This is a genomic window from Pseudofulvimonas gallinarii, assembly GCF_004343305.1.
Classification (GTDB): Bacteria; Pseudomonadota; Gammaproteobacteria; order Xanthomonadales; family UBA2363; genus Pseudofulvimonas; species Pseudofulvimonas gallinarii.
Genome location: NZ_SMAF01000014.1, coordinates 67,811 through 80,448 on the forward strand (window position 1 = coordinate 67,811; position 12,638 = coordinate 80,448).

14 protein-coding genes are annotated in these 12,638 nt (G+C 66.9%); 4 read left to right on the forward strand and 10 right to left on the reverse strand.

All coding sequences use genetic code 11. The annotated features are described in order from the left end of the window. Nucleotides 1–6: 6 nt before the first annotated feature. Both bioF and EDC25_RS10080 read right to left on the reverse strand, forming a co-directional pair. On the reverse strand, nucleotides 7–1,191 hold the full coding sequence (gene bioF, locus EDC25_RS10075; protein ID WP_123521361.1) for an 8-amino-7-oxononanoate synthase: 1,185 nt from the start codon (nucleotides 1,189–1,191) through the stop codon (nucleotides 7–9). After that, nucleotides 1,188–2,063, reverse strand: coding sequence for a helix-turn-helix domain-containing protein (locus EDC25_RS10080; protein ID WP_123521360.1), 876 nt, complete (start codon nucleotides 2,061–2,063; stop codon nucleotides 1,188–1,190). The genes bioF and EDC25_RS10080 overlap by 4 nt, the downstream gene beginning before the upstream one ends. A 165-nt stretch (nucleotides 2,064–2,228) precedes the next feature. Between EDC25_RS10080 and EDC25_RS10085 the strand changes: the two genes are divergently transcribed. Then, nucleotides 2,229–2,633 (forward strand): DUF3224 domain-containing protein, encoded by a 405-nt coding sequence (locus tag EDC25_RS10085; RefSeq protein WP_123521359.1) that lies wholly within the window; start codon nucleotides 2,229–2,231, stop codon nucleotides 2,631–2,633. Nucleotides 2,634–2,694: 61 nt separating this feature from the next. Further along, nucleotides 2,695–3,132: a YciI family protein gene (locus EDC25_RS10090; protein WP_123521358.1), complete on the forward strand. Its 438-nt coding sequence runs from the start codon at nucleotides 2,695–2,697 to the stop codon at nucleotides 3,130–3,132. Between the two features lie 52 nt (nucleotides 3,133–3,184). On the opposite strand, the gene bioB is transcribed toward EDC25_RS10090, so the two are convergent. Then, a complete protein-coding gene (gene bioB / locus EDC25_RS10095; protein ID WP_123521357.1) occupies nucleotides 3,185–4,192 on the reverse strand; it encodes a biotin synthase BioB in 1,008 nt (335 codons plus the stop codon). On the opposite strand from bioB, the gene EDC25_RS10100 reads away from it, so the two are divergent. After that, the gene (locus EDC25_RS10100) at nucleotides 4,191–4,988 is read left to right on the forward strand and encodes a ComF family protein (protein WP_243695116.1); all 798 of its coding nucleotides are present in this window, start codon (nucleotides 4,191–4,193) and stop codon (nucleotides 4,986–4,988) included. The genes bioB and EDC25_RS10100 overlap by 2 nt on opposite strands. Before the next feature lie 57 nt (nucleotides 4,989–5,045). Here EDC25_RS10100 and EDC25_RS10105 read toward each other — a convergent pair whose 3' ends face one another. From EDC25_RS10105 to EDC25_RS10135, 7 genes are all read right to left on the reverse strand, one after another. Next, nucleotides 5,046–5,387 (reverse strand): zinc ribbon domain-containing protein YjdM, encoded by a 342-nt coding sequence (locus tag EDC25_RS10105; protein WP_123521356.1) that lies wholly within the window; start codon nucleotides 5,385–5,387, stop codon nucleotides 5,046–5,048. Nucleotides 5,388–5,553: 166 nt separating this feature from the next. Then, nucleotides 5,554–5,802, reverse strand: coding sequence for a YegP family protein (locus EDC25_RS10110; RefSeq protein WP_123521355.1), 249 nt, complete (start codon nucleotides 5,800–5,802; stop codon nucleotides 5,554–5,556). A gap of 247 nt (nucleotides 5,803–6,049) precedes the next feature. Then, nucleotides 6,050–7,684, reverse strand: coding sequence for a flavin monoamine oxidase family protein (locus EDC25_RS10115; RefSeq protein ID WP_123521354.1), 1,635 nt, complete (start codon nucleotides 7,682–7,684; stop codon nucleotides 6,050–6,052). A gap of 75 nt (nucleotides 7,685–7,759) precedes the next feature. Further along, on the reverse strand, nucleotides 7,760–8,677 hold the full coding sequence (gene cyoE, locus EDC25_RS10120) for a heme o synthase (protein WP_240639605.1): 918 nt from the start codon (nucleotides 8,675–8,677) through the stop codon (nucleotides 7,760–7,762). 78 nt (nucleotides 8,678–8,755) lie between these two features. Next, nucleotides 8,756–10,342: a S8 family serine peptidase gene (locus EDC25_RS15175; protein WP_123521352.1), complete on the reverse strand. Its 1,587-nt coding sequence runs from the start codon at nucleotides 10,340–10,342 to the stop codon at nucleotides 8,756–8,758. Nucleotides 10,343–10,360: 18 nt separating this feature from the next. Then, on the reverse strand, nucleotides 10,361–11,707 hold the full coding sequence (locus EDC25_RS15180; RefSeq protein ID WP_132577475.1) for a S8/S53 family peptidase: 1,347 nt from the start codon (nucleotides 11,705–11,707) through the stop codon (nucleotides 10,361–10,363). Nucleotides 11,708–11,783: 76 nt separating this feature from the next. Then, nucleotides 11,784–12,188 (reverse strand): hypothetical protein, encoded by a 405-nt coding sequence (locus EDC25_RS10135; protein WP_132577476.1) that lies wholly within the window; start codon nucleotides 12,186–12,188, stop codon nucleotides 11,784–11,786. Between the two features lie 197 nt (nucleotides 12,189–12,385). On the opposite strand from EDC25_RS10135, the gene EDC25_RS10140 reads away from it, so the two are divergent. After that, the coding region (locus EDC25_RS10140; protein ID WP_132577477.1) for a transposase at nucleotides 12,386–12,638 on the forward strand (253 nt) is incomplete at its 3' end.

The window sequence follows — 12,638 nt, forward strand, 5'->3', positions numbered from 1 at the left end:
GCGGCGTCAGGGACCGCCATTGTCCCGCATCGCCTTCGCAAGTGCGCGCAACAGCTTGTCGACGTCCCCGAAGTCGTGGGCGGCGGTCAGGGTGATGCGCAGGCGTGCGCGGCCGGCCGGCACCGTCGGCGGCCGGATCGCAACGACCAGGAAACCGTCGCGCTCCAGCGCCGTGGACACGGCCACCGTGCGTTCGGCGCCGCCGAGCAACAGCGGCTGGATCGGGGTCCGCGACGGCAGCAGCGGCAGGTCCATGGCCTGCGCGCCGTTGCGGAAATGTTCGACCAGCGCGGCCAGCCGCTCGCGGCGCCACTGTTCGCGGCGCGCGATCGACACCGCCGCCAGCGCCGCCGCCGCCAGCGCCGGCGGCGGCGCGGTGCTGTACACATGGCTGCGCGCGAACTGCGCCAGCGCAGTGATGAAATCGCCATCGCCAGCGACGAAGGCACCTGCTGTTCCGAGCGCCTTGCCCAGCGTCGCCATCAGCACCGGCACCTGGGAGGCATCCAGTCCCGCTTCGACGACGCTGCCGGCGCCTTCCGCCCCGAGCACGCCAAGGCCGTGGGCGTCATCGACCATCAGGGTCGCCTCCATTTCAGCGGCACAGGAAGCCAGTCCGGCGAGCGGGGCGATGTCACCATCCATGCTGAAGACGCCATCGCTCACCAGCATCGCGCCGCCGTCCTCGCACAGCGCCAGCTGCCGGCGCGCCGCCTCGACGTCGGCGTGTGGATAGCGGCGCAGGGCGCAGCCGGCCAGACGGGCGCCGTCGATCAGGCTGGCGTGGTTGAGGCGGTCCTGCACGCAGCAGTCACCGGCGGCGAGCAGCGCCTGCATGACGCCGACATTGGCGGCGTAGCCGGTGCTGAACAGAAGCGCACGGTCGCGGCCGGTCCAGTCGGCCAGCGCTTCTTCGAGTTCGGCATGCGGACGGCGATGCCCGCAGACCAGCGAGGCCGCGGTCGCACCGACACCGTGTTCTCCGGCAGCCTGTTTCAGGGCCGCCACGAGCGCCGGATGGCCGGCCAGGCCGAGGTAGTCGTTGGAAGAAAAGTTGAGCAGCCGACGCCCGTCGACGATGACATGCGTCGGGTCGCCGTTGGCGATGGTGCGCAAGCGGCGGCCCAGTCCGTCGCGCGCGCGTGATTCGGCGGCGGCAACCAGTCGCGCGATGACATCGACGCCGCTCATGCCCGGGGGTTTCCGTCCGGGTGCTGGCTTGCCTCACCGGCGACCGTGGTCTCGAACTGTTGCGGCGTGCAGCCGACAAGGCGGCGAAAATCGCGGATGAAATGCGCCTGGTCGTAGTAGCCCAGCTGCAGCGCCAGTTCCGGCCACGCGACGCCGCGACCCGCACGCAGGCGCTCGATCGCTTCGTGCAGCCGGTAGCGGTTGATCACCCACTTCGGACCGACGCCGACGTACTGCTGGAACAGCCGCTGCAGTCTGCGCAGGGTCATGCCACGGCGTTGCTGCACCTGCGCCACGGCGACGAGGCCCACATCTGCAGCGATGTCGCCGACGATGGCGCCGGCGAGCAGGCTGTCGGCAGCCGGCGCGGGCAGATCCTCCGCCAGCATCGTCACCGCATGCGCGATGCACGCCTCGCCATCGGGTGCTGGCATCACTGCGGCTTCGAAGCGGCGGCCGCCCTCTCCGAACACGTCGCCGATGCCGATCCGGCGATCACGCAGCGTCGCTACCGGGGCGCGCAGGAACGACTGGAAGCCGCCCGGCCGGAATTTGATCCCGAAGACGTGGCCGCGATCCGCCAGCAGGGTTTCGAAGCGGCGTGTCGCGATCCCGTGTATCGCGCCACTCTCATGGCCCACGACCAGGTGCACGTTCGGATGCGGCAGCGTGCCGGCGCGGAAGGGCGGCAGGCCACGGCGGTCCCAACGCACGCTCCAGAAATGCTGAACCCGGTCGGCAAGGTGCGGCGGTGGCGGCAGGCGCCGGTGCGCATGCACGCCGTCAACCGGCGCCGGCGACAGCAGCCCGCTGGCCGGGCCGGGATCGGGTCCCGGTGCGGCTGTCGCGTTTTTCCTAGCCGGAGCGGCCATCGCCTGCTGTCATGAAGTCCCTGCAGGCGACATGATAGAGACATGGCCCCGACCTTTTCGCTGCGGGCGCTCGTACCGGTGCTGGTGTCTGGGTGCGCCGCTTCCGCCGCTTCCGCCGCTTCCGCCGCTTCCGCCGCTTCCGCCGCTTCCGCCGAGGATCCCACCATGACTCACCGCGTACACGGACCTTTCGAGGTCAATCTGGCACCGCAGCCGGTCGAAGACAGCGACGAGGCGGAAGTCCTCGGCCGCATGCGTTTCGACAAGCGCTTCCATGGCGCCCTGGAGGCCACCGGCCTGGGGGTGATGCTGTTCAACCGTTCGCCCGTCGAGGGGTCCGGCGCCTACGTGGCGATCGAAAGGGTATCCGGCACGCTGGCCGGCCGCAGGGGAAGTTTCGCCTTCCAGCACAACTGCCACATGGATGGCGGCGCGCAGCGGCAGTCGATCACCGTGATCCCGGGATCGGGCACCGGTGAACTGGCGGGCCTGAGCGGCACGCTTCGCATCCGCATCGAGGAAGGCGGCGCGCATTTCTACGACTTCGAATACAGCCTGCCGGACCATTGAACCGGCTGGTACGACTGGCGTTGCCTGCGCCAGAATCGCTTCACGGGATGGGAGAATCGCCATGGTCAGCCAGTATCGCGGTGTCTTGGTTGCGGTGTGCTCGTTGGCTTTCACCGCTGCGCCCGTGCCGGTGGTCGCGGAGGCCCCGGCTGCCGCGCCTGCCGCCCAGGCCGCCAGCGGCATGCCCGAAGGCATGAAGCAGTACTGGTTCGTGATGCTGAGCAAGGGCCCGCGCCGCGGTGAAGCGATCACGCCGGAGCGCGCCGCCGGGCTGCAGGCCGGACACATGGCGCACATGGCGGCGGAACACGAGGCCGGACGCCTGGTGATGGCCGGGCCTTTCGGCGATGACGGCGACTGGCGCGGCATCCAGATCTACGATGCCGGCTCGCGCGAGGAAGTCGAGGCGATCTGCGCCCGCGATCCCGCCGTCGAGGCCGGCCGACTGGCCTGCGAAGTCCGGCCCTGGTGGGGCCAGGTCGGCACCACGCTCAAATAGCCGCGTGGTGCCTTGCCGTGGCACGCCGGAACACCCGGCCGCGCCCGGGGTTTTATGCCGCCTCGGTAATGTCGGCGTGGACCGTCGTCGACAGTGAACCGCTGGCGGCGGGCATGGCACGGATACCCAGTCGTGCAAACAGCTGTTCGTCCGCCTCGGTGTCGGGGTTGCCGGTGGTCAGCAGCTTCTCGCCGTGGAAGATCGAATTGGCGCCGGCGAAGAAGCACAAGGCCTGCAGTTCATCGCTCATGGATTCGCGACCGGCAGACAGGCGCACCATCGAGCGCGGCATCATGATGCGCGCGACCGCGATCGTGCGCACGAACTCCAGCGCGTCGAGCTCGGCTTCCTCGGCCATCGGCGTACCGGCCACCCGCACGAGGCGGTTGATCGGCACCGAGTCCGGGTGCGCCGGCAGCGTCGCCAGTGAATGCAGCAGTCCGGCGCGGTCCATGCGCGATTCGCCCATGCCGACGATGCCGCCGCAGCAGGTCTTCATGCCGGCATCGCGTACGTGCGCCAGCGTTTGCAGGCGATCGTCATACGTGCGCGTGGTGATGACTTCGCCGTAGTACTCCGGCGAGGTGTCGAGGTTGTGGTTGTAGTAGTCCAGTCCCGCCGCCTTCAGTGCCTCAGCCTGGGCGGCGGTGAGCATTCCCAGCGTCGCGCAGGTTTCCAGTCCCAGCGCCTTCACCGCGCCGACCATTTCCGCCACCGCGGGCAGGTCCTTGTCGCGCGGGGTGCGCCAGGCCGCGCCCATGCAGAAGCGCGTCGCGCCACTGTCGCGCGCCACCTTCGCCTTTTCCACGACCTGCTCCAGCGGCATCAGGCGCTCGGCCTTCAGTCCGGTGCGATAACGCGCGCTCTGCGGGCAGTAGCCGCAATCTTCCGGACAGGCGCCGGTCTTGATCGACAGCAGCGTGCTGACCTGGACCTGCCCGGGGTCGAAGTTTTCCCGATGGACCGCGTGGGCGCGGAACAGCAGTTCATGGAAGGGTAGATCGAACAGCGCAAGCGCCTGCTCGCGCGTCCAGTTGTAGCGCGGTTGGAAATCGGACATGGGAAGTGTTGGCGATAGACTGGGCGGCAGTGTGAAAACGCCTGACCTCCAAGTCAACCGCAAACCCGCGTGGCGACGACTGCTGCACAGGAGCACGTCGTGGCTGCTGCCGGCGCGCTGCGTGATCTGCGGCGCCGGCGATGTCGATGCGGCATCGCTGTGCGTGGGCTGTCGCGCCGATCTTGTCGCCAATGCGCCGTCCTGTCCGCGGTGCGCCGAGCCGCTGGTGCAGTCGGAACCGCTGTGCGGACGCTGCCTTCGCCATACGCCACCGTTTGCAGGAAGCTTCGCCCCGCTGCGCTACGCGTGGCCACTGGACGGCCTGGTGACGCGCTTCAAGTTCCATGGCGACCTCGCCGCGGGGCGCAGCCTCGCCCGCCTGTTCGTCGAGCACGCCCGAGAGGAATGCGACAGCATTCCTGCGCTGCTCGTGCCCGTACCCCTGCACCGCCAACGGCTGCGCCAGCGCGGCTATGACCAGGCGCTGGAACTGGCGCGCGACATCCATGCCGGGCTGGATGGCGTGCGCCTGGTTCCGGACCTGCTGGAGCGTACGCGCGCAACCGATGCGCAGACCCGCCTCGATGCCGCCGGCCGGCGGCGCAACGTGCGCGCGGCGTTCGCGGTGAATGCGCGTGCGTTGCGCAGGCTCGGCGACGAGCGGCCAGCGCTGGCGCTGCTCGATGACGTGATGACCACGGGCGCGACGCTGGCCGAGTGCGCACGCGTCCTGGCCCGGGCCGGGTTCACCCAGGTGCGGGCCTGGGCGATCGCGCGCGCGCCAGCCCACGACTGACCTCGCGCACCGATGGCCACTGGGCGGCGCCTTGCGGCGCGACGTGCCGCCGCCGGCTCAGGCCTTGCGCACGAATTCCGACTTCAGCTGCATCGCGCCGATGCCTTCGATGCGGCAGTCGATGTCATGGTCGCCATCGACAAGGCGGATGTTGCGCACCTTGGTGCCGACCTTCACGACCAGGGATGAACCCTTGATCTTGAGGTCCTTGATGACCGTTACGCTGTCGCCGTCCTCCAGGACATTGCCATTGGCGTCCTTGACGACGCGCTCGTCGCTGGCCGCTTCGCCGGCGTCGCTGGCGGTCCACTCGTGCGCGCACTCGGGGCACACGAACATCAGTCCGTCCTCATAGGTGAAGGCGGACTGGCACTGCGGACACGGTGGAAGACGGGTCATGGTGGCAACGTAGCAAGGCAGGAAGGGGGCGGTGCCGACGCACTTGTCGGCAGCAGGACGTGCATTGTAACCGCCGCAGCCGAGTGGCGCGCCGCGCTGGCGTTTCCGGTTGGTGTTTCCAATCCCTGTCTTCAGCCCGTTTCACGCCCGGGTCCGATCGGCGCCGTCACTGCCGGCAGCACGCGCCACCGCCGGTCACCTCCCTGAGGGTGGGGTTGCGGCCGTTGCCGATACGGCACTGCAGCGCCGCCGCGCGACCCTGCATCCGGCTGCCGCCGATGACCTCGTTGTTGATGGCCTCGAGGTTGAAATGCCATGTGCCGATGCCCGCCGTCTTGCGCCCGTCGCGCGCCTGGTCGGGCCTGTTCGCCTGCGCGATGCGGTGCGGTTCCGGGCGCCCGCACGGGGCGGACAACGCGGTCGAGGATGATCGCCATTGCGGTCTTCAACACGAATCGGCCGTCGCTGCCGTCTCCAACCCTTGCCCGCCTGCAATGTCCTGTTCTCGCCGCGGCGTCATCGTCCACGACAGTCGCGTCCGCCGTGCCGGCAGGATGGATGTCTTTGCCGCCTCGACGCCAGCCGCGCACTCGCCGGGCTAGCGAATCCGGCCATTGCCGACAGCGGCCCGAACAATCGTCGCTTTCCGTCGACGCCCGCGACTATGCGGCCGTGGCACAGGCGGGTCTGCGTGTCAGGACCGCTGTCCGTGTTGCCGTCGCGACTCCAAGGAGGCTCAGCGCTTCGCTGGCGGCCCGCTCGCCGGTTTCGCAGGCACCTTCGATGAAGCCCTGATTGGCGAGCGCACAATGTTCGCCGGCGAACAGCAGTCCGCCGACGCGCTCGCCCGCCGCACCGCGCAGGGTCGTCCATTGCCCGGGCGCGTAGCAGGCGTAGGAGCCCATCACCCAGGGCTGGCTGGGCCAATGGAAGCGCACTTCGCGCGCACCTTCGCGCGCTGCGGCGACGCCGGGATAGATGTGTTCGAGATCCAGCACGGCGAGATCGGCCTGGATTTTCGGGGGTCCGCTGCCGATCTCGCGCGCATGCTGGCCGCCGGTGAAGTTGGTGAGGATGCCCGACTGCCCCGGTTGCGCCCGGCTGGTATCCCAGGTGCTCTGGCAGCGCAGGTCGGTGAACAGGCTGCCGGTGCTGCCGTGGTCGCGCCAGACGCGGCGGTTGAAGCCGATCATCAGCTTGGCGTTGTGGCCATAGCCGAGCTCGTCGATGGCGCGACGCTTTTCCGCCGGCAACGCCACCTCCATGCGCACGCGGCGCAGCGTCGTGAACGGCAGCGCCAGCACGACGATGTCCGCCTGGACTTCATGACTGCCACCGTCGCGGCGGAAGCTGAGCGTGTAGCCGCCCGAACGGCTTTCTGCGACCGCTTCCAGCACCGTTGCCGTTTCGATGACGTCATCGAGTTCCTGTGCGAGTGCGCTGACGATCAGGTCGTTGCCACCACGCACATGGAAGCGCTCGTCACTCTCGCCGAAGATGCTGAAATGCGTGTCGACGCTGATGAAGTCGATCAGGTTCAAGGCCGACTGCAGTTCCGGTTCGGCACCCATCTCGGTGGTATAGGCGACGTCGACCAGGCGGCGCAACCAGCCGTCGACGCCGGCGTTGTCGAGCCACTGCGCCATGGTCATGCGGTCCAGGTCGTGCAGGCCATGGGGCGCGCGCCAGGTGACGTCGTCATCCGGCAGGCGCGCCTGGTCGCGCTGCAAGGCCTCGGCCAGCGGCGCCAGCGCTTCGACCAGTTCGTGCTCGCCGCGGACCTGTCCGCCGAAGTACCAGGTCTCCGGCACCAGGCCCTCGCCATCCGCCAGCAGGTCATCCAGTTCCAGTCCGAATTCCCGGCACAGCGCCTGTATGCGCACATGCGAGGTGTCGATGAGTTCGCCGCCCAGCTCGACCACCTGGCCCTCCGGAAAGTGGCCGCGAAGGCTGTAGACGCGGCCGCCGACGCGGGTATTCGCCTCGTACACGCGGACCCGTACGCCTGCCTGGCGCAGCCGCCATGCAGCAGTGAGTCCGGCAACGCCGGCGCCGACGATCACGACCTCGCGATCGTTCGCTATCGGCACCGTTTGCTTCGGCAGGGCGCCACAGGCAGCCAGTGCGAGACCGCCGAGTCCGGCACCGGCCTGGCGCAGGAATTGCCGGCGACCGTTGCGCCGCTCGACCGTGGCGTCGATGAACTCGTCCAGCGGAAGTCCGCTGCGTCCGGCCGCCATCGACGTCGCGATGGCCCGGCGCAACAGCGCGAAAACCGGTGTCCTGCTGCCGGCCATGTTCGTCTCCCCATCCTCACGGTGCGCCCATCATGGCGCAACCGTATGCGGAAACAAGCAGGCGTCCGGAAAGCGCTATTCCGGACGGAAATGCCAGACCAGCTCGGGCGCACCCGGCAGCAGGTAGTGGTCGAGCAGCAGGAAGGCGAACAGCGCCATCAGGTAGACGATGGAGTAGCCGAAGGTCTGCATGGCGAACTGTTCGTTCGGCGGATCGAGCAGGCGCACCGCGTAGTAGAGGAAGCCGGCGCCGAGCACCAGCGCACCGCCGAGGTAGAACAGGCCGCTCATCCCGGTCAGCCACGGCAGCACGGTGACGATCACCAGCAGCACGGTGTAGAACAGCACGTGCCAGCGCGTGAAGGTTTCGCCGTAGATCACCGGCAGCATCGGAATGTCGGCGCGTGCGTAGTCCTCGCGCCGGTACAGTGCCAGGGCCCAGAAATGCGGCGGCGTCCAGACGAAGACGATCAGGAACAGCAGCAGCGCATGCGCGTGCACTTCGCCGGTCACGGCGACCCAGCCCAGCACCGGCGGCGCGGCGCCGGCGGCGCCGCCGATGACGATGTTCTGCGGTGTCGCCCGCTTCAGGTAGGCGGTGTAGATAACGGCGTAGCCGATCAGCGAGGCGAAAGTCAGCACCGCCGTCAGCAGGTTGACCAGGAACACCAGCACCAGCATGGCGATGACGCCTAGGGTGATCGCGAAGGTCAGCACCTGGCGGGTACCGAGGTGGCCACTGGGCAGCGGACGGTGCAGCGTGCGCGCCATCACCGCATCGATGCGGCGGTCCAGCAGGTGGTTGATCGCAGCAGCCGAACCGGCCGCCAGGCCGATGCCGATGGTGCCCCACACCACAGGCTGCCAGGGCGGCAGGCCGGGCACCGCGAGCAGCATGCCGACCACGGCGGTGAACACCAGCAGCGCGACGACCTTGGGCTTGGTCAGTTCGAGATACTGCGCGAAGATCAAAGCGGGCTGGGAGGCGGTCAAGATGCGTGCGCAGGCGGTCGGAAGGCAGCGGGCATTGTACCCGCCCGCGCCGGCGCGCTCAGCGGCAACGACACGGCATCAGGGCTGAAAGCCGTTCGCGAACAACCAGTCGGCCGGGCAGCGCCAGGCCAGCGGTCCCGCGCACGGATCGGCGACCGATACCGACGCCAGCGGGAACTCCACGCCGTCGCCGATGCCGTCGCCGTCGGTATCGAACAGCGTCGGGCTGGTGCCGATCAGGCGTTCGAAGCCATCGACCAGACCGTCGCCATCGCTGTCGATGTTCGGATAGGCGTAGCCGATGTGCTGCGGGTAGCCGGCGGGAAGCGTTGCCGTGTAGCCCATCGATTCGTAGCCCGGGCGCTGGCCCTCCAGAAAGAGGGCGCAGTCGTCGTCCGCCGTCTTGCACTTGCGCCACAGCTTTTGCGCGCCTTCCGGAATGCAGGCCGGCTCCGGTGTGCAGCGCTGGTAGACGTAGACATTGAGGCCGCGATAACTATAGCCGGCTGCGTGCAGCGCTTCGACCTCGGCGTGCCCCGTAGCCAGCAGGTAGTCGCGGTTGTGCACGTTGCAGCTCGGCGATCCCGGGTTGCAGCCCACCGGAAAATGGCGGCTACGATCGAACAGGTACAGCGGCACCAGGTCAGGATGGCTGGCACGGGTCTTGTATTCGGTGGTCATCACGAAGATGTCCGCGCGCGGGATATCGCCGGGTCCGAGCAATGGGTCGGGCGGAAACGACGGATAGCCCGTAACGATCGCGCCGCTCGGGCTGGAATTGGCCGCCTGGTTGAGTAGCAGCGCGACGGCCGTCTGCGGCGAGGTGGTATAGGCGTAGTCCTTCGATCCAGGGCCGTACATGGCGAACAGCGGCGTGGCGCGATTGCGCACCGTCACGCCAGCTGTCTTGCCGAGCATGCGCTTGACCGCCGCCTCGGCATCCGGACGCCCATAGCCCAGGTGCTGTCCCCACGGCAGGCTGGCTTGCGCCTCCACGGTGGTGTTGGCGAGCACGTTGCGCACGCCCTGCACCAGCACTTGTTCCGGGTTGCCTACGAGCACCAGCGGATTCACCGAACGCAGGATGCCGAACAGCCCCGAGACCTGCGGCGCCGACATGGAGGTGCCGGTGCAATGGCCGTAGCCGTCGTTGCCGGGGCCAGGCCCGAAGCTATCGCCGCACAGGTACTGGGTGTTCCAGTTGAAGCCGGGGTAGGTCAGGCCATGCACCTTGCGCGCCGAGGCCACCACTTCCTGCTTGGGGTTCCACGCAAAGTACGAGTAGTTGGACCCGCATTCGGTGTCGAATTGAGGATTGGGACAGTTCGGATGGTCGTCCCACAGCTGCAGGCCCTCCTGGAAGCCGCCGGCGGCGACCACGCGCGGATCGCGTGCCGGAAAGTTCAGCCAATTGCGGTCGTTGCCGGACGCAGCGACCGTCACAACATCCCGAGTGGTGATGTAGTCCAACGCCACACACAGCGGCTCCTTGTCCTGCAGGACGGCACAAGGATCGGGGTCTTGCCAGTCTCCGCCGAAGCTCTGGTTGACGATCTCGATGCCGTAGTCGGTTGAGTGAGTGATGGCGGCAACAGTTGCATGGTAGTTTGTAGCAGGGAATATTCCGTGAGGGTCGACACAGAGGGCGTAGACCACGCGCCACATGCCGATTCCGCAATGCTTTCAGGTGCCGGCAAAACCGCTGTCGTCGTAGGCATTGGCCTCGGCGAGGCCGGCCACATGAGTGCCATGACCAACAGAGTCGATGGATGCGAATCCATTCGGATCACGCGGGCATTGGGGTGCTCCGTGCACGAACTCCGGTTGCCGCTCATCGACATTGGTGTCCACATCCTGACCACCCTGACCTGGCGGTCCGACCCAGCGGCCCACATCCAGCGAATACACCGGCAGAAAATTGCCCCGCGTGAAGCTGCCGCCAGGCGTGAACGCGCGCAGTTCCGGATGCTGGGTCGCCAGGCCGGAATCGACCAAGCCGATCAGGCCGTGACCACCTGCCCAACGCCATGCCGCCGGAATGTTGAGCGCCTGCCACCCGTACTGCTGCGTACCAGCGTCCGCCATGCCCAGGCTGGTCTCGACCGTGAAATGGGTCAGGCTCGCCCCCGAGAAGGACAACGGCTGCGGCGCTCCAACGGCGTCGATGCCGGGCTCTTCCTCCAGTGTCGCCATCACGTCATCCAGGTTGGTATGGTCCGGGTACACGATCACCACATAGCGTTCGAGCTTGGCTCTCGGTGTGTCCGGATGAAGCAGCAACCGTGCCTTGAAGTCGCCTTCGGCCCGCAAGGGCAGCAGATAGGTGACCAGCAGGGGTTGTCCATGACTCAGGTCGGGCTTGGATAAAGGCACATCGTCCCGCCACGCTTCGACGACCTGGGCGGGGTCGATATCCGAGCTCAACAGAACATGCAGTCTGTTCGAGGACTCGGATTGCGCCAACGCGGGAGAATCGCCTCCGATGCTCAACGCCGCGAACAGAATGACGGGCGCTCCGCTTCGGATCAACCAGCGCCGTGCTGCCAGAATCATGACTCCGGCGATCAGGAGCCACAGCCAATACCCGTCCGACGAGGGAACCGGCTGGGGTACGACTGGAGCCCCCGTGACGCTGAAGTCAATGGTCCCGAATGTTTCCGTGATTATATTAGGAGAGAATGATCTATATCTAAGTTGTGCTATTAAGGTATAGTTTCCAGGCGGATAGTTGCCCAGAGGGTAGCTGTGATGCCAGGGTGTAGCCAAGCAGAACGTGAGATTGTTCCAGCGCACTCCATCCACAATGAAAGTTATGGTTGAGCCTTCCAGCGAAATATCGGTATCGTCGGGACCGTCAATGATGCCTACGCAAGGTCCGGTACGGAACCGCACGAAAATGGGCTCACCGGCAACCGGCGCTTGCGGTTCGAGAGAGGGCGGCCCGATATGGAGGACCGGTGGATCGCCGGCCATTGCCAGACGGGCGGCGCAAAACAGCAAGGCAATCAAGGCAGCGCGCAACGGGCTCATGATCGATCTCCGGCTGCTTGAGACGGGCCACCGTACCCGCAAAGGTATCGGATGTCCACTTGGCAACGACCAAGCCCTATCGCCCGTATCGATTCGCCGGAACCATTGAAATCGGTCTCTCGATGCTCAACCATCGCCTGCGATGTCGCGCTGTCAATACGACGATGCCTGTCGTAAGCAGCCATAGCCAGTAGCCATTCGACGTGGGAACGGGCCGAGGGGGAATAGCCGGGCTTCCGGTTACATCGAAGTCCACCGTTCCGAATGTCTTTACGATGAGCTGACCGAAAAAATTCTGGTAACGCAATTGCGCGACCAGCGTGTAGCTGCCAGGTGGAAAGGCGTTGATCAGGAAGACCCTGGTGGTGAAATTGGCTATACAGAGGATCGGATCGCTCCAACGTATCCCGTCGACGACAAAGGTGACTGTCGAACCACCCAGCGTGATGTCCGTATCGTCCGGGCCATCGAAAATGGCCACACAGGGCCCGGTCTTGAAGCGTATGAAGATGGGCTCCCCTGCCACGGGCGCTAGCGGGTTGATCGACGGCGGGCCGATGTAGATGGTGGGGAGATCGTCTGCCGAGGCCTAGCAGCCTGTTGCTTTTCTCCCGCGCCAGCGCTTGCTTTGCCGCCTTCGATTTGCGATACCGCACTCAGGTATAGCGAGGGCGTGCGATGCGTGGTGCAGATGTCACCCAGGAGTCGTTGTTCACCGTGGCCAAGCTTGCCGACTTTGTGCCGGCGAGCCATCCGCTCCGATCCATTCGAGCGTTGGCCGACGAGGCGCTTGGGCGCATGAGCGGCCTGTTTTCCACGCTGTATGCGGACACCGGCCGCGCTTCCATCGCGCCGGAGAAGCTGATGCGGGCGCAGTTGCTGCAGCTGTTCTACTCGATCCGCAGCGAGCGGATGCTGATGGAGCAGCTCC